Origin of the sequence: Paenibacillus glacialis, from assembly GCF_001637205.1 — a bacterium.
Lineage (GTDB): Bacteria > Bacillota > Bacilli > Paenibacillales > Paenibacillaceae > Paenibacillus_AQ > Paenibacillus_AQ glacialis.
Window position 1 is genome coordinate 1 of the sequence record NZ_LVJH01000003.1, and the last position, 17,053, is coordinate 17,053.

General features: G+C 39.9%; 14 protein-coding genes and 5 tRNA genes. 12 read left to right on the top strand and 7 right to left on the bottom strand.

Annotated elements, in window-relative coordinates:
• The first annotated feature begins 86 nt into the window (after nt 1-86).
• The 5 genes from PGLA_RS02845 (at nt 87) to PGLA_RS02865 (ending at nt 508) form a co-directional block, all read left to right on the top strand.
• A tRNA-Lys gene (locus PGLA_RS02845) sits at nt 87-159 on the top strand.
• Between the two features lie 16 nt (nt 160-175).
• Nucleotides 176-250, top strand: a tRNA-Gly gene (locus PGLA_RS02850).
• A gap of 15 nt (nt 251-265) precedes the next feature.
• Nucleotides 266-342 (top strand) — tRNA-Arg (locus tag PGLA_RS02855).
• A gap of 9 nt (nt 343-351) precedes the next feature.
• Nucleotides 352-425: transfer RNA gene (locus tag PGLA_RS02860), tRNA-Pro, on the top strand.
• A gap of 12 nt (nt 426-437) precedes the next feature.
• Nucleotides 438-508 (top strand) — tRNA-Gly (locus tag PGLA_RS02865).
• A gap of 102 nt (nt 509-610) precedes the next feature.
• On the opposite strand, the gene PGLA_RS02870 is transcribed toward PGLA_RS02865, so the two are convergent.
• The 4 genes from PGLA_RS02870 to PGLA_RS02885 form a co-directional block, all read right to left on the bottom strand.
• A complete protein-coding gene (locus PGLA_RS02870) occupies nt 611-1,102 on the bottom strand; it encodes a hypothetical protein (protein ID WP_068528417.1) in 492 nt (163 codons plus the stop codon).
• Between the two features lie 315 nt (nt 1,103-1,417).
• The gene (locus tag PGLA_RS02875; protein ID WP_068528420.1) at nt 1,418-2,380 is read right to left on the bottom strand and encodes a 2,3-diaminopropionate biosynthesis protein SbnB; all 963 of its coding nucleotides are present in this window, start codon (nt 2,378-2,380) and stop codon (nt 1,418-1,420) included.
• Entirely contained in the window at nt 2,377-3,360 is a 984-nt protein-coding gene (gene sbnA / locus PGLA_RS02880) for a 2,3-diaminopropionate biosynthesis protein SbnA (protein WP_068528422.1), read from the bottom strand. Before sbnA ends, PGLA_RS02875 begins: the two co-directional genes overlap by 4 nt.
• Nucleotides 3,360-4,604: a phenylacetate--CoA ligase family protein gene (locus tag PGLA_RS02885; protein ID WP_068528425.1), complete on the bottom strand. Its 1,245-nt coding sequence runs from the start codon at nt 4,602-4,604 to the stop codon at nt 3,360-3,362. Before PGLA_RS02885 ends, sbnA begins: the two co-directional genes overlap by 1 nt.
• A 160-nt stretch (nt 4,605-4,764) precedes the next feature.
• Here PGLA_RS02885 and PGLA_RS02890 point away from each other — a divergent pair, with 160 nt between their 5' ends.
• From PGLA_RS02890 to PGLA_RS02905, 4 genes are all read left to right on the top strand, one after another.
• Complete coding sequence (locus PGLA_RS02890) at nt 4,765-5,565, top strand: YheC/YheD family protein (RefSeq protein WP_245699672.1); 801 nt, start codon at nt 4,765-4,767, stop codon at nt 5,563-5,565.
• A 376-nt stretch (nt 5,566-5,941) separates the two neighbouring features.
• A complete protein-coding gene (locus tag PGLA_RS02895; protein ID WP_068528431.1) occupies nt 5,942-6,244 on the top strand; it encodes a TFIIB-type zinc ribbon-containing protein in 303 nt (100 codons plus the stop codon).
• A 204-nt stretch (nt 6,245-6,448) separates the two neighbouring features.
• The gene (locus tag PGLA_RS02900; protein ID WP_068528433.1) at nt 6,449-6,676 is read left to right on the top strand and encodes a hypothetical protein; all 228 of its coding nucleotides are present in this window, start codon (nt 6,449-6,451) and stop codon (nt 6,674-6,676) included.
• A gap of 185 nt (nt 6,677-6,861) precedes the next feature.
• A complete protein-coding gene (locus tag PGLA_RS02905; RefSeq protein WP_068528436.1) occupies nt 6,862-9,513 on the top strand; it encodes a copper amine oxidase N-terminal domain-containing protein in 2,652 nt (883 codons plus the stop codon).
• A gap of 103 nt (nt 9,514-9,616) precedes the next feature.
• Here the strand turns inward: PGLA_RS02905 and PGLA_RS02910 are convergent, their stop codons facing one another.
• The 3 genes from PGLA_RS02910 to PGLA_RS02920 all read right to left on the bottom strand — a co-directional run bounded on the left by PGLA_RS02910 (nt 9,617) and on the right by PGLA_RS02920 (nt 12,792).
• Complete coding sequence (locus tag PGLA_RS02910; RefSeq protein ID WP_068528437.1) at nt 9,617-11,110, bottom strand: sensor histidine kinase; 1,494 nt, start codon at nt 11,108-11,110, stop codon at nt 9,617-9,619.
• Nucleotides 11,107-11,793 (bottom strand): response regulator transcription factor, encoded by a 687-nt coding sequence (locus tag PGLA_RS02915; RefSeq protein WP_068529333.1) that lies wholly within the window; start codon nt 11,791-11,793, stop codon nt 11,107-11,109. Before PGLA_RS02915 ends, PGLA_RS02910 begins: the two co-directional genes overlap by 4 nt.
• Nucleotides 11,794-11,964: 171 nt before the next feature.
• Complete coding sequence (locus tag PGLA_RS02920) at nt 11,965-12,792, bottom strand: hypothetical protein (RefSeq protein ID WP_068528440.1); 828 nt, start codon at nt 12,790-12,792, stop codon at nt 11,965-11,967.
• A 449-nt stretch (nt 12,793-13,241) separates the two neighbouring features.
• On the opposite strand from PGLA_RS02920, the gene PGLA_RS02925 reads away from it, so the two are divergent.
• From PGLA_RS02925 to PGLA_RS02935, 3 genes are all read left to right on the top strand, one after another.
• Entirely contained in the window at nt 13,242-14,696 is a 1,455-nt protein-coding gene (locus PGLA_RS02925; RefSeq protein WP_342671675.1) for an MBOAT family O-acyltransferase, read from the top strand.
• Between the two features lie 20 nt (nt 14,697-14,716).
• Nucleotides 14,717-16,234 carry a stalk domain-containing protein gene (locus PGLA_RS02930; protein WP_068528446.1) on the top strand — a complete coding sequence of 506 codons (1,518 nt, stop codon included), beginning with the start codon at nt 14,717-14,719 and terminating at the stop codon, nt 16,232-16,234.
• Nucleotides 16,235-16,400: 166 nt separating this feature from the next.
• The gene (locus PGLA_RS02935) at nt 16,401-17,024 is read left to right on the top strand and encodes a class I SAM-dependent methyltransferase (protein ID WP_068528451.1); all 624 of its coding nucleotides are present in this window, start codon (nt 16,401-16,403) and stop codon (nt 17,022-17,024) included.
• Nucleotides 17,025-17,053: the final 29 nt, after the last annotated feature.

The window sequence follows — 17,053 nt, forward strand, 5'->3', positions numbered from 1 at the left end:
AAGTCCTCTCGCCGGCACCATATTACATTAGAAAGATCCCAAGGGATGTTAGTGATTAGTTAATTCCTATTTCTCTAGCTATTTATGGGTCATTAGCTCAGTTGGTAGAGCACCTGACTCTTAATCAGGGTGTCGAAGGTTCAAGCCCTTCATGACCCATTTTATTATATGTAATGCGGACGTGGCTCAGCGGTAGAGCATCGCCTTGCCAAGGCGAGGGTCGCGGGTTCGATTCCCGTCGTCCGCTCCATTTCCTTTTGATTTAGCGCCCATAGCTCAGCTGGATAGAGCGTTTGACTTCGAATCAAAAGGCCGGGAGTTCGAATCTCTCTGGGCGCACCATTATGACTTCGGGACGTAGCTCAGCTTGGTAGAGCACCTGGTTTGGGTCCAGGGGGTCGCATGTTCAAATCGTGTCGTCCCGATTCTTCTTTTATGCGGGTGTAGTTCAATGGTAGAACTTCAGCCTTCCAAGCTGATAGCGTGGGTTCGATTCCCATCACCCGCTTTATAGTTTCAGACAAAAATAACCCTATATAGGGTTATTTTTGTTTTTATAAGTTATTAGCCAATTTGTGATTCATGAATGAGATTCAGTTACGTTGCGGTTTTATTTAGAACTAGGATCTCCTTGGGGTATTACAAGCAATCCTTTTTTCAACTCGATTTCTAAATCTACGCTACCACTAGTATTTTTCCCTACAACCTTAATGAAATGGTCACCTTTAGAAAGGTGAAGTGATTCGAATTGCTGCTTATCATCGATTTCTAAGACAATACTGTTTACAATATTGTCTGGCGTAACATGAATGATTTTGAAATCTCCCTTTTTAGTTGCCACGTTCACTTTCATATTAGTCCCCACATCGCCATCACTATTAATCTTCCAAATGGTATATACACCAGAGAATCCAGCATATTTCAAATTAGCCTTTGAATCAGATATGTGTCCTGTGTTACTAGAAAAGGTGTATGTGTCACCACTTTCAGCGAGTCTCTTATTATCATCAAAAATCTTAATTTGACTATTAGAAGAGGTATTACAACCGCTTAATATAAGGATCAATAGCAATAATAACGATATTTTTGAGTACTTATTCATTTCTAGTCTCCTCTCGGAAATCGGTTATCTTAGAAATTATCTAATATTGTTTTCATAAGCATTTAATTACCATTATATTTAATTCTAGTCTTGCTATATGTAATGGATATCAGCTTAATAAGTAAGATTGAGCCTTTATATTTCACTTTCAAAATTCAGAGTTAGTGTATTGTTCATGTTGTATTCTTGAAGAATTGTACAAGAAGAAGAGCCCCTTTTGTAGTTTTTTTGTTTGCTCACCATCAAAACTACAAAAGTAAGAACTCTTTTCAGTTGCTAGTATTCTTGAAGAAGGGCTATGACGGTTTCAAGTAATTAAAGGGAAACACCCACACCTAAACGATCTGCTTCGCGCAAATAGTAAGCTGCGATAGCTACATCGAAAGCGGCAAGTCCCATGGGGTTGAAGAAGATAGATTCGTTGCTATCATAATCGGCGAAGCGGTTGGATATCACCATGTCACTTAATGTAAAAGTTGCTTCACGTGTCAGTCCGAGATCTAAATGCAGCTGTTCGATATCTGTATTCTCACGACACACCTCATCCCAGTCGTCTACAAGGATGGCTTGTATGTCTCTGACGCTACGAGAGAGATAGTCTCTTAATGATACGTTAAGGAGTAGCATGCTAGATGGAGGTTTTTCATCAATATAACGTTTGTCGGATACCGTACAGGTGACAAATATATCAGAATTACGGTATGCGTCACGCCAATTATTTGTAATCTCGGTTATTGGACGAAGCAGGGGATTGATAGTGTTCAGCTCTATCCCTTTTAAGTCGAATAGTGTAATTTGGCTAAGCTTGTTACCAAGCACGCTTGCGCACATAGAGGCATGAAGACGTCCAATGGGGCCCCATCCCACAATGCCTAATCTTGTAGATTCTAGCTTGCGAACGGAGGCATAATGTTGAAGAACAAGACCACTGACGGCTGCTGTTCGAAGGCCGCTGAGCAGACTACTTTCGATGATAGCTAGAGGTCTTCCATTATTGGGGTCATTAAGGATCATCGTGCTATGCGCACGCGGAAGGCCTTTTCGCCAATTGTCGGGATAACTTGCAATCCATTTGATTCCGCACATCTCAATTTCTCCACCAACGAAGGCTGGCATGGCAATAATCCGTTTGGACGGTTCGCGAAATCGTAAGTAAGGCTTAATAGGCTGAGAATAGTCACCCTTGTCTAAAGTACGAACAGTGGTCTCAATAACACCGATAAGATTAGCCCAATCGATCCCAATGGTTGTAATATGTTCGTCGTTTAAATATTTCATATCTTATCAACCAGAGAATCGATATGATATTTATTCAATTCGTGTTCGACCCAAGCTGGGCTATACACGGTGTTCAAATAACGTTCACCGCGATCAGGTAATATAGCGACACATGTAGAACCTAGGGGGATAGATGGCGCCATTTGTTGAATGGCTGCAATGACTCCTCCGGATGAGGCACCTGCCATGATGGATTCGTAATGGACAAGATCAAGACATCCGTTCACACACGCTTTATCAGAAACATGAATGACCATATCCGCGATATCTGGATGATAAAGTGCAGGTACTATCCCGGCTCCAAGGCCTGGGAAATGCCGTGGACCTTTTTCGCCTCCAAAAATAATGCTACCCTCCGCATCTACTGCTACAATTCTCGTTGTAAGTTTGTTGTTGCGGATATATTCCACACAGCCCCGGATGGTACCACAAGTACTGACTCCACAGAACAGGTAATCGATGTTACCTAGCGTGTTCATAATTTCAGGCATCGTCGTAAGTTCATGCGCGCGGTAGTTGTCTGGATTACCGTATTGATTGGTCCAATAACTGTGTGGAATATCTCGAAGTAGTTCGTTAACCCGACGTATGCGAGCAGGGAGAAATTCAGCTGTTTCGACATCCTTATGAGTCACTAGGTCGATCTCCCCACCGAAACTGCGAATGATGGCCTTGTGCTGTTCGGTTGTACGAGGGTCAACGACGCAAATGAATCGTAGACCTAAATAACGACAAACGTGAGCTAGACTTATGCCTAAATTGCCTGAACTAGATTCAATAACAACTGAATTGTCATGAAGCTCCCCTCGTTTGATCGCTTCACGAATCATATTGAGTGCAGATCGATCTTTGGAGCTCCCCCCTAGATTCATCATTTCGAGCTTACCGAACACATCGAAAGATTCCTGTTCGAACAATCGGCGAAGTGGGATCAATGGCGTGGATCCAATGGTATGAAAAATACCCTCATCAATGTTCACTAGAGCACCTCTTTACTGTTGTGGATTCTTTTTAATTTAACGGCATTCCTATGTTGTGAATCGTCGAAAATGACATGTGTGACTCGTATTTCTTCTAATAATCCATTCTGAATCATGATGCCGATCTCAGGGATTCGATGTGTAATATCGTGTTTAACGGCTTCTAGGATATGGGGATCCAAGGATACCGATTTATTGATAATTTGTATGGTCAAAAGATTATTCGACGTCAGCACTTTAATGCTCGCATCTTGAACGTGTTGAAATACAACATCTTCAATGTCGTAAATGCTGATTTTCTCCCCATGCTTGAGTTCACTGCCTACTCTTCTAACAATGTTTCGAAAACTTTGTCTCGATTGTCCGTCTACCATGACCGGTTGGAAATCACGCACAACATCATATGTGACGAACCGAATGGCTGGAAACATATCACGGACAGTAGAAGTTAGTACAAGCACTCGCTCATCATCTGCTAATTCCAATTCATGAATACCTAATTCTTGTGGTGTGAGTCCTTCAGCTATAATCCCATCCACTACGATGTATCGATCAAGCTCATGATTGTAATGTGCAATCGTTCCGATCTCGATGGAGCCGTAGGTATCTGTGATATCCCCTTTTTCTAGACCTAGTCGCTCTGCAACACGTTGTTGCCAAGTAAGAGATGCTACCTCTCCAACAAGAATGACCTTACGAATACCGTAAGATACTGGGTTATCCGCGGCCATTAGAATACGGTCAAGAATAGAAGGCATAGTGTATAACACGTCAGGTCTAAATGTGGCAAGCCGTTCTAAATGCTGTTCAATCGGCAATTGAAATGAAACGGTCTCGACTTCAAACCCTAACCGGCTGAATATAACTTCGGCAGTAGCTGCAGCATGACCTGTTCCCATATCGACCAACGCTCGGATGGCTTGATAATTATGAAGAATAACATCTAGAACTTCTGTTTTGATTCGAATATAGCTATCTTCATCCTGTTCAGAATAATAGATGTTCTTTCTAAGATTACGGCTTGTTCCAGATGTTTGATAACGGTGTAAGTCAAGACGTTGTTCGAATGGATGATCGCAAATATAGTAATGCTCCTCCAGCACAGTGGAGGTCAGAAGAGGGAGATCTTCAAGTTGTTGAACTATCGTATCTTCATAATGAGTTGTCGTACGTAGGACTTGGTACCATCCAAAATGTTCGCATGTGCGCTGAATAAGTTGTGCTAATTCATCGTTAATACGCATGATTGATCCTCCGTAAGTCTTGATGATATACCTTATGTGCATTTATCAATGTAGGTTCATCTATAGGCAAAAAAAATGAGCAAACTTAATCACCTAAGGTGGCTATAAACCATAAATTAATAGGTAGCGTTCGAATGTTTATGAGAAGGAGAAACTGCGAATGAACCGAACCATGAAATATGTATCAAGTAAGCTCGTGAAGACGAAAGTCCTATTACAGAACCCCGCTTTAATTACTAATGTACCTCGTACGGCAGGCTTAACTAGCGATAGACTATTGAATATGTTGAATCGTTACAAGATGGTATATATCAAGCCAGTGTGTGGATCACTTGGAATTGGGGTAATAAGAGTTGAGCAGAAGGGTGCGCAATATCGTTATCGCGAAGAGATGAACACATATACCTTTAGAACATTCCAGCAGATGTACCTGTCCATTCAACGTCGAATTGGTAGTAAGCCCTATTTGGTGCAGAAAGGGATTGTTATGCTGAAGCATAACAATCGTCCGTTCGATTTCCGAGTTATGGTACAGAGGAACGATAAGGGGATATGGGAGTGTACAGGTGTCGCTGCTAGACTAGCACATCCGAAGAGGGCTGTTACGAACGGAAGCCAAGGCGGTACCATTTATGCAGCAGAAGAGATACTAAGTAAGGTTGCGGACATCACGAAGGCGCAGAATCTGGTTAAAAAGATGAAGGAAATAGGGTTAAAGACAGCTAATCAATTCGGCACTTCATATCCAGCAATGAACGAGCTTGGCTTGGATATTGCTGTTGATCGAGATCTGCGGTTATGGATTCTTGAAGTGAACACGAGACCGGATCCTTGTCCGTTCACGAAGTTGTCGGATTCTAGCATGATTGAGACCATAGTGAAATATGCTAAAGAATATGGCAGGGTATATGAATTGAAATGCAATAAAGCGAAAAAATCTGCTCCTACTTCAAAGCTATAGAATGATTTGAATTTATGTATTTTTGTGTAAGTTCTAACTTATTGTCGACGCTAGTTTCCTTGCTCTGACAATAAGGGCTTATTTACACCAATTATTGCCCGGAAAATATAAAGTTCGTCAGAGGATGAAGAAATAGAGAGAAATAAGGTTGCCATAGTTGAATATGTGCTGAATTGTTTGTCTATAATGGTTAATTATGGTATTTTTAATTCTAACATGATAGAGAAAGTGAGGTTGCGTCCTCTATCATGTTAGAAGCTACATATGTTTAGGAATACGCTTTGAAATAGTTAGTGGTTGCTTTGCTAGAATTGATCGGAAACCATAGTTCCCGTCAAACGTAGTATTCAGCAAAAATATGTAAGGAGGAATATTAATGAAGTGTCCAATCTGTGACGGTGTTAGGATGAGAGAAGTAGATAAGAATGGAATTCATATAGATGTTTGTCCAGAATGCAAAGGTGTATGGTTAGATCGGGGGGAGCTAGATAAATTAATGTCTGGTGTACGTGAAGTACGCCAAGAGTACAATGAGTGGCACAATGATGATAGCAAAAGAGATCATGATAGGTACGAAGATGATAGCAAAAGAAATTATGATAGGCACTCGTCAGAGTATAACAAGCACAAACATAAAAAGAAGAATCCCGTTCTTGATATGTTGAGTGATCTATTCTAAAGGGATACACTGGACAATAAAACCCCCAATCGATGCGATTGGGGGTTTTATTGTAGGCAGATATCGTTGAAGTGGGCTATTTCAAAGGATTTTGCAGGACATGGAAACATTCAACCGCACACAAGTGTGGCGGATCGTGGTATAATAGACATATCAGTCATTTGGCTCATCGACTGAGTCATAAGAAAGGTTGATGATATTGATATGCAAGAATTTGAAGATTGGAATCAAAAAGTAAAAAAAACTTTCAATGCAACTAGTAATGAAGCCGTATTAACCATTACCGAAGCTGGAAATTGGTTAGGTCTTACGAAGGATCAAATGAAAGTATATGTTGAGAAGAATAAACTGAATAAAATTCCAATTATGAGAAGCACGCATAGATATCTTTTACTCAAAAGTGAAATTGAACAAATTATAAAAAAAGCTTAATGATTCATTCCATAAATATAGAGATAGTATAAGGCACCAATTGAGGTGTCTTTTTATTTTGCATACATTTTCAGCAATGAAAAAAATAAAAAAGAAAAACATGGAAACTTTATGCCTAGGTATTGCGTCAAAGATAGTACGAAGATTGTTTCGAAATGAAAGTGAGATTAGGGAGGCTTAATTGAATGAAGAAGATTGTGTCAATCATGGTGGCAAGTATCCTTGTGGGTTCAGGATTGCTTCAAAATCAAGTGCAGGCTGCTGCACCTATTGGTATTTATATTAATGGAGCTAAGTTATCAACGGATCAGGCGCCTATAGTGGTCTCGAATCGAGCTCTTTTGCCTTTGAGAGCCATATTCGAAGCGCTAGATGCGAACGTAGATTGGAATCAACAAACGAAGGTGGTAACAGCAAATAAGGATGGCAACACGATCATCTTGAAAATGGGTGCAAAGACAGCAACGATAAATAATTCAACAGTAGCTCTAGATGTGCCTGTTCAAAGTATAAAAGGAAGAACGATGATTCCGGTTCGTTTCGTCAGTGAAGCTCTTGGCGAAGATGTTAATTGGAATTCGTATACCAAAAGAGTAGACATTACCACAGAAACACAGGTGAACCCAGTAACTTATGTAAATGCTAGGGTTAATGGTCAATTGGGAAATGGAAGTGATTTGGAAGTAAGTTTTCCTAAGGCAGTAAAGGAGTCTGGCGTAAATGAATATCGTATTTTCGTTGTGAAGTCAGCGAATTCCTCAAGCTTTAATCTGTCAACGGCTTTATCGAACAATAACTATACTTCGGTTTCAGCTCAAGGAAGGGATATAGCTTTAACGTTATCTTATCAAGCTAAGGATACGAGTGGAGAATTGGTTAAGGCGAATCAATCTTATGTTGTATATGTACTTACTGTTGGTAAAGGATCGACTTTAAGTGTACTTTCTAATGCTTCCCAAACGGTGGCTATTTCTACGGGTTCATCTGTAGTAGCTGTAACAAACGTTGTACCTAGTGATGTAAGTGAATATGGCGATGGACGTGATTTGAAGGTAACCTTTACTAAGCCAGCCACGGATACTAATATATCCAATTATCGGGTTATGGTAGTGAAGACTTCGAATGCTAGCAAATTCGACGTGAATACAGCGAATGGCGTTTCTAGCAGTAACTATACGACGGTGTATAAATCAGGCACAACATTAACAACAACATTAAGTTCATCTTCTAGAGATACCTCAGGAGAGCTAATAAAGAATGGTGTATCGTATACCGTATTTGTCTTATCTGTAAGCAATAATGCAAATACTAATTCGAATAAATTATCTAATGGATCTTCCTCCATCATATTGAATAACAACCCTGTGGTGGCACCTGTGATTACCAGAGTGGATGATGTCGGTGATTATGGTGATGGACGTGACTTATCAGTCAGTTTTAATAAAGTGTCTGATGAGTCCAGAATAGGATCTTATCGCATTTTTGTAGTTAAAGAAAATTATGCATATAACTTTAATCTAACTACGGCCAATGCAGTATCTAGCTATAACTATACGAATGTAAATAAGACGGGATATAATATCAACCAAGTTCTCTCTTCTGGTGCAAGAGACGTAGATGGTTCAACGATTAGGAATGGTGTTAGCTATCGGGTATTTGTCATGTCTGTAGGAACGGGAAGTTATGTAGGAAGTAATGTATTATCATCTTACTCATCTGCCATTGTGTTATCAGGCAATTCTAATGTTAGTACTGTAACGAATCTGGATGTAAATGACGTAAGTGATTATAATGATGGTCGAGACTTACGTGTATCTTTCAACAAACCATACGACGAATCAAATATTAGTCATTATCGTGTCATGGTTGTAAAGTCTGGAAATGCGAGTAGCTTCAGTACATCCAATGCCAATGCAGTATCTAGTGCAAACTATACGTATATAAGTAAGACAGGATACAAAATTAGTCAATCACTTCCAACGACTGCAAGAGATGTAGATGGATCTTTGATTAGAAATGGTGTGAGCTATCGAGTATTTGTCTTATCTGTGGGAATGGGAAGTAATCCAGGAAATAATACATTGTCAGATTACTCATCTTCGATTACGTTATCGAGTAGTAATAGTGTTACTGCTGTAAGTAATCTCGACGTAACTGTGTATAGTGATGGCCGTGACCCATTGGTTACATTCAATCGTGTGAATGATGAATACTATGTTAGTCAATATCGTATCATGGTTGTTAAATCGGAAGATGCGGGCAACTTCAGTCCATCGAGAGCTAATGGAGTATCTAACTACACGTCTGTAAGTAAGACTGGAAATAATATTAGGCAATCGCTTGGATCCAACACCAGAGATGTAAATGGAGAAACGATTAAAAACGGTGTAAAATACCGAGTATTTGTTCTTACAGTTGCAGATGGAAGAGTGAACTTAGTTAATGCACTGTCTTCTGCATCTGATGCATTCATATTGAAAAACTCACTAACGGTTATAGATCCTATAACTAAAGTAACAGCAGATTGGGATCGTAGTACGGCTAGCTGGAATGTTAGTTTTACCAAACCAGCTACAGAGGCTGGAATTTCCCATTATGGAGTATTGATTGTATCTTCTAATGATCCCAATTTACCAAACACTGTAACATCTGCTGTTTACAGAGAGATAAATAAGACGGCTTTACCTAACGTAAGTATAAGTATTAATTCTACTGATATTTATAGAAGTGGACTGAAAACGGGAGAGGGCTATAAGGTTTATATACTTGCCATTGCAGATCCCAAAGCGATAGCTAATGTATTATCAACATCATATGCTAGCATCCGTTTTCAATAATAAGTGTGGTGAATAGTTCGACATTAATATAACTGCCAGAAGAAGCCTTGGATGAGAACCCAAGGCTTCTTCGCTATTTCAAAGGTTGTACATTGAACACTATTTAAGACAATAAAAGGCGAGTAACAAGAGGAATTTCGATAATAATAGAAGCACCTTTACCTTGTTCGCTTGAGATATGAATGCTTCCGCCATGAGCGTCGACAATGGATTTGGTAATGGATAAGCCTAGACCAGCTCCGCCATATTTACGGGTTCGGGATGAATCACTACGATAAAACCGCTCAAATAGATGTGAAAGATGATCTTCATGGATACCGACACCGTTATCCCGTATGGCAAGTTCGATTCTATCGCCTGTTGTATGAAGGGTGATTGTAATTATCCCGTCCTTGGGGTCCGTATGCTGGACAGCATTTTGGAATAAATTCAAGATCACCTGTTTCATTTTATCAGGATCATAGGTTCCTTTAATACCATAAGAGAGGTCCAAATGAATCGTACGCTCACCTGCAAGAATGACGAGTTGAGGCCTCATTTCATGAATCAGTTCATCTAAGTTCACTTCTGTTAATTGAAGTTGAGGGGAACGATCCATCTTGGCGAGTAGCAAGAGATCTTCTACTAATTTATTCACTCGTTTGGATTCTCCATACATGCTCTTCAAGGCACTTGTGAGCTGTTCAGGGTTAGCGGCAGCCCCACGAAGAAGTACTTCTAGGAAACCGTGAATGGAGGTTAGAGGTGTCCTCAGTTCATGAGAAGCATCAGCAATGAAGCGTCTCATTTGTTCTCTTGCTTCCTTTTCGGATTCAAATGAAGTCTCAAGTCGCTCGAGCATTCCGTTAAAAGACACAGACAAGCGGTCAATTTCTTCCTGGCCTTGAGATACTGGAAACCGTTCAGCCAAGTTGCCGGCATCTGTCTGTTCAACGGATTTCACCATATTAGATAGAGGAAGCAAGGTGCGTAGAAGTAAGGGCAAATAAAGGGCTGCTCCACCTACTAATGCAATGGCCGATAAACTAAAAAATATGAGTAACTGTTGCATAACCTGATCTTGTAATGGAGCTGTGTGGGTACCCATTTGAAGTATGCTATCAGACGTATTAGGAGCTCCTAAGGGTCTGAAAACAATCAATTGTTCAATTCCATTCGTGTCCTGAACTATTTTATAGGGAATTTCTTTACGAAGGTTTGATTTCTCAAGCATTTGTTTATATTCTTCTGCTGAGAGTAATGGAGAGACGTTTCCGCTACTTTCGGTTATATCGATGGAGGTACCATCAGAACCGACCCAAGCTAATGAAGAGTCTGGGATGAATAGGAAGGCATCTCCTCCTGGACGAGTCGAAGGTCTGGTGTGAGATTCGTCAAAGCTCTTTCTCATAAACCAATCTCTTGGCATAGATTGCATTTGTGCTTTCATGGTCTCCGCTTGTTTACGATAGAGGAAATCTTTCATGACAACGTACTGTAGCAGACCGACCAATAGCAGAAGAACTGCCATAATCAATAAGGAGCGGGTTAGGAGCTGAAACCTTAGTGAACGCGGAGCAAATACATGCTTAGCTCGAGTAATCCAGTTCTTGATCATGGCAGATCAATCCGGTATCCAGCACCTCTAAGGGTACGAATAAGCCGATGTTCCTTATCGTTCAATTTCTCTCGAATCGAGCGAATATAGACTTCAACAATGTTCTCTTCTCCTCCAAAATCATAGCTCCATACTTTGTCTAGAATTTTACTTTTGCTAAGTACAATGCCATGATTCAGGACCATAAACTTTAGAAGCTCATATTCCGTAGGAGAAAGCTCTAATACTTTCTGTTGATACGTTATTTCTTTTCTAAGATCGTCGATCTGGAAAGGACCATGAATAACTTCCCCTAGTAAACTTGGGAATTGGTTACGCAGTCGCGCTTGAATTCTTGCAAGGAGCTCATCGAAGCTGAATGGCTTCACCATGTAATCGTCTGCTCCGAGTGTTAATCCTTTGACCCGATCATCGATTTCGTCTTTAGCTGTTAACATGATTATAGCTACATTAAATCCAAGCTTTTTAATCATTCGGCAGGCTTCAAACCCATCTACTCCAGGCATCATTACATCAAGAATGACAACGTGTGGCTGGAATTCTTGAGCTAAAGTGACAGCGCTCATCCCATCGGGTGTTGTTCTGATCTCAAATCCTTCATTTGTTAGTCCGATTTCTAAGAATTGTAATATATGAGGTTCATCATCAACTAGCATGATTCGTATTCCCTTAACTGTATTCATCCTGTCACCGTCCCTAGGCGAAATCTTTCTCTTCATCATTATGTACCTCTTTGCTGAATTTTTACTGAGGATATACTGAGTTACAGCTTAATCATAGCATGTCCCACGATATATCCTAAGTGAAGTGAATGAATCAATTTGAGGAGAAGGAAGATTTGAATGGTAAACGTGTCATGAAGTAAGCTGTGATTGGACCTTCCGTTGAAGCTCACTAATTTTTTGTTCTAATGAGTACGTTTTTTGTTTATGTTCTATTACCTTCTTAGCTTGTGTAAGTAATGCCTCAAGAGACCTTAAGGTGGTGGATATATTACCATTCTTAATGGATTGTTTGAAGGTTGATGTCTCGGCAGTGAATTTTTTCTGTGTCGTGCTAGCAGCATTTTTGGATACTTTAATCTGTACTTTAAGTGGAGCAATACCATCAAGTGTGGCACGAAGTGTTTTCTTAGTCTTTGCGGTTGTGCTCTTCGCTGTCGTATATAAGCTCTCTTTATTTCGAATATCTGCACGTGCTACTTGAACAGCTATCTTCATACTTTCAGATTGCGATTGGAGAAGGGTGTATAAGTCTTTATTATTTAGCTTCTTGGCTATTGTCTTCTGTTGATTAATAGCCTCGTACATACTGAATACCGGTTTGTATCGTTCCCTGGCTTGCGTAAGCTGTGATTGCAATGTAGTGAGTTTGTTGGAATCAATCAATTGTATTTGTTTCTTTAGTGCGATCAGGGTTTCCTCGTTCGTATAATGGAGGGCTTTAATTTGGTTGTCCCATTCTTGATTTTGTTGTTGTAACTTCACAATATTGACATAGTGATTGCTCATCAAGCTTGCCGAGGTTGAACTTCCGGATGCGATCATCTTATCAAAGGCAGTTTTCGCTGAGGCTGATAATTCAAAAGAAGCAGCTAATACCGAGATGGGAAACATTATAACGAGCATAAGGGCAAGCATAAGACTGAGGAACATCACGGTTAATCTCTTTACCATAGTCATCGTATAACCTCCTATTATCTATGGACATCAAAAAAGCACCTGCAAGAAAGGCTTCATTAAGCCTTTCTTACAGGTGCTTCCTGTGTCTAAATCAAATAAACAATTACTAATTTCCATAAATATACATGATGGTCTGTAAGGAGTCAACTATAGCATTCAGTGTATTTTCAGCTGAGCTTTAGTTGGAATTCAGGAGTACCAAGTATAATAATAATTCATTATTAAAAATACCCCTTTTCAGTGCAATGTTCCAGAAGTTTTATTACATATTGTGGGTTTGGTGTAGGGTGATATGCTTACTTATATTGTGTTAGTTGCATTATTAATCGGCATAATATTACATTTTTATATTGACTAATTTTTTACCGCAGGTGATTATTAAAGGTAGTGTGTATTTTTAAAATATTTAGGATGTTCGCACGATCGATGATAGACATAATGGAGTGGGAGTGAAGGGGTTGCTGTTCAATACGTATGTTTTTATTTTTGCATTTTGGCCGATTTCGGTAGGAGTATATTTCTTTCTTAACAGACTTCGGTATGTTACTGCTGCGAAGTTGTCATTAGTAATTGCCTCACTGTTTTTTTACAGTTGGTGGAACATTAGCTATCTTCCTTTAATTCTTGGATCAATTGCATTTAACTATATCGTTGGAAGGCTACTTCAGGTAACAGTCCATGGTAGTGATGATATATCCGTAGACCAAGAACAGAAGGACCAACGGTCCAAGCGAAAAGGGTTATTACACTCCCCTAAAGCACTTCTTACCATAGGACTTGTTGGGAATATCCTATTACTGGGATATTATAAGTATACTGATTTCTTCTTGATTAATTTGACGGAGATATCAGGACACAATTTTCCTTTACTTAAACTTATATTACCGCTAGGAATTAGCTTCTTTACATTTACACAAATAGCTTATTTAGTTGATGCTTACCGTGGTAAGACTCGCGAGTATAACCTAATGAGCTATATCTTGTTTGTTACGTTCTACCCACATCTGATTGCTGGACCGATTCTTCATCATAGCGAGATGATGCCTCAATTCGATAGACTGCGGAATAAGCATTGGAATTGGAATAATGCTTCTAAAGGGGTATACATTTTTTGTATAGGATTGTTCAAAAAAGTCGTTATTGCGGACACCTTCGCAGAATTTGCAAATGATGGTTTCGCTTCGGCTCACCAATTTGTAGACACTTGGGTTGCAACTTTGTCTTATACATTACAGTTGTACTTTGACTTCAGTGGATATACTGATATGGCGATCGGGGCTGCACTTTTGTTCAACATCGTATTGCCACAGAACTTTAACTCGCCATACAAGGCGTTAAGTATTCAGGACTTCTGGCGCCGTTGGCATATGACGCTTAGTCGTTTCCTACGTGATTATATCTATTTCCCACTGGGTGGAAGTAGGCGTGGTGAACTGATTGCTATGCGAAATGTGATCATCACGTTCATTATAGGTGGATTCTGGCATGGTGCAGGCTGGACGTTCTTGGTCTGGGGGTTCATGCATGGAGCGGGACAAGCAGTTCATCGCATGTGGATGAAGGTAGGCAAACCTCTTCCCAAATGGTTTGCATGGCTCATAACATTCATATTTATAAATATTGCATGGGTATTCTTCCGGGCAGATACTGTGACTCAAGCGTTACGTCTGCTCAAAGGTATGATTGGACTTAATGGACTGGATATGAGTTCCTTAAAGACGCTTGCTCCAGCGGGATTGTTCATTCTCATTTTCTTACCTATCGTAATGTTTGCATCTAATTCGTCCGAACGAGTCGAAGCTTTTAGACCAACTTGGAAGAAAGCAATCTTTATGGCAGTCATTTTTGTAATATCGTTACTGTATTTCAACCGAATTACAGAATTCCTGTATTTTAATTTCTAGCTGGAAGGGAGAAACACGTTGTGCAACATTTAACACCAGCGCCAGAATCAGCAAAGAGTAAGAATGGACGATCTCGTAAAGATCAACGGGCACGCGTCACTGCCAAACAGAGTAGGAAAATGCTCATACAGTTTGCTGTTTCTGCCATCATCATATCTTCTTTAGTTGCTTTACTTACTGTAGTTCTTGATCCACTACAGTTCTACCATAAATCTTTTTACCCAGCTATCTATTCCAATGAACAACGGTATCAGAATCCGGGATTAGCTAAGAATTATGACTATGACACGATTATTATCGGTACTTCGATGACGGAGAACTTTCTTCCTTCAGAGGTGGATGAAGCTTTAGGTGGTAAGACACTGAAGTTGTCTGTTCGGGGATCGACAGCTGACGAGCATAATGCCATTGCTAGTGTTGCTCTAGAGACAGGTAAAGTGAAGAAGATATTATGGGGTCTTGATTATTTCTCTCTCAAAATGGGAAGCAAAGAAGAGACAGATAACCCAACGTATCTTTATGACGAAAAGTGGTGGAATGATTATAAATATTGGTTCAACTACTCGATCTATGAAGATCTGTTTAAGGAAGCCGTATTAAGACCGCTACGTGGGTTGGAACCTAGAAAGTTGGAATACTTATATAACTGGAATAGAGAGGTTACCTTCGGTGCGAAGAAGGTGGCGGATGTATATAAATCTTCTCGTGCAGGAGAGGCATACTTTGGTTTAAATGAGGAACCGATTGAGACGATAAAAGAGGCTTTTAATGAGTATATTTTAGCGCTAGTCAAGAAATATCCTGATGTTGAATTTAATTTCTATTATCCTCCATACAGCGTCTTAAGACAGAAAGTGTGGCAGGACACCAATAATAAGCGTTACCTCAATCAACTTGAGATGAAAGAGTGGATGTTCCAGCAGTTCGATAAATTGCCTAACGTCCATGTGTATGATTTCCAAGAAGAGTCTGAGTGGACGTATAATCTCGATTTATACAAAGATTTGTCGCATCATAATCAAGATGTGAATAGCTGGATGGCCCAAGCTATTGGTCGTGAAGACCCTAAATACAGAGTGACGCAAGACAATGTTGAGCAATTTAAGCTCCAAATGGAGAAACAGCTTCATATGGTTATGGTTACGAGTAAGTATGTCGTTGTAAATGCCGAAATTTCTTTAAAAAAGGGCAGTCAAACGAACCCTCTTACATTCACATCCTTGAGCGCAACGGATGACGATAAAGATATCTTCGTACCTGTCAAAGAAGCAACAGCGGCGTTAGGAGCAGAGATGGTGTGGGATCAGGCCGCGAAGTCGATGAATTTCAAACGTGGTGATCAGGATGTCGTGTTGATCGTTGGAAGCACAACAGCTAAGACTGTAACCGGCTCGAAGGATATTACTTATGCACCAAGGTTAATCGACGGTACAACGATGATTCCTCTAGCATCTGTGTCGGCACTATTCGGTTTCGAGGCGACGTTAGAGCATCCAAGTGATCGGATTATTCGAATGACATTATCTTCTTCAAAGTAGAGGAATTACAAAGACCCTAGCAATTGTGCTAGGGTCTTTGTTGTTATGTTTGACGGAAGGGCAGATGAGTAACAGGAAGCTAAATAGATTGTTATAATATCCTGTTATCATTTATAATATAAACAATCAAACAATCAAACAATCATTTGAATGTTGGGGTGAAATGATGAATAATCAATGGAACAAATTCATTTACAAAGTAGGAGCGCCAGTATACGATAGGTTCTTTAACTCGGGCGTATTTTTGAATGCAAGAAAAAAGGTGTTTGGGGATCTTGTCCTACGGGATGGACAACATGTTCTGATTGTTGGTGTGGGGACAGGTGCGGACCTGTGCTTTTTTACCGAACAGGACATTCACATCACAGCTATTGATATATCACCTTCCATGATTTCTCAAGCCAAGGATAAAGTGAATGATGACATGCACGTCGACTTTTATGAAATGAATGCGCAGCAACTTCAATTCCCTGAACAAACATTTGATCTCGTTGTGGCTAATCTAATTCTTTCCGTTGTGCCCGATGCGCATCAATGCATGAATGAAATCATACGGGTTACGAAAGACCGAGGAAGCATCTTGGTTTTTGATAAATTTACACCTAGAGATAAGAAACTTTCCTTGGGTAAAAAAATAGTGCGTCCATTAATCTCTCTATTGGGGACAGATATAGGACGGCATTTTGAGAATATAATTGAACCATACGAGAAACAAGTAAACATCTTGGATGATCGTCCTGTATTATTTAATGGGATGTACCGAAAGATTAGCATGCAAAAGTTGAGTTGAGTTGAGTTGAGTAGAAGTTGAAATGTTAA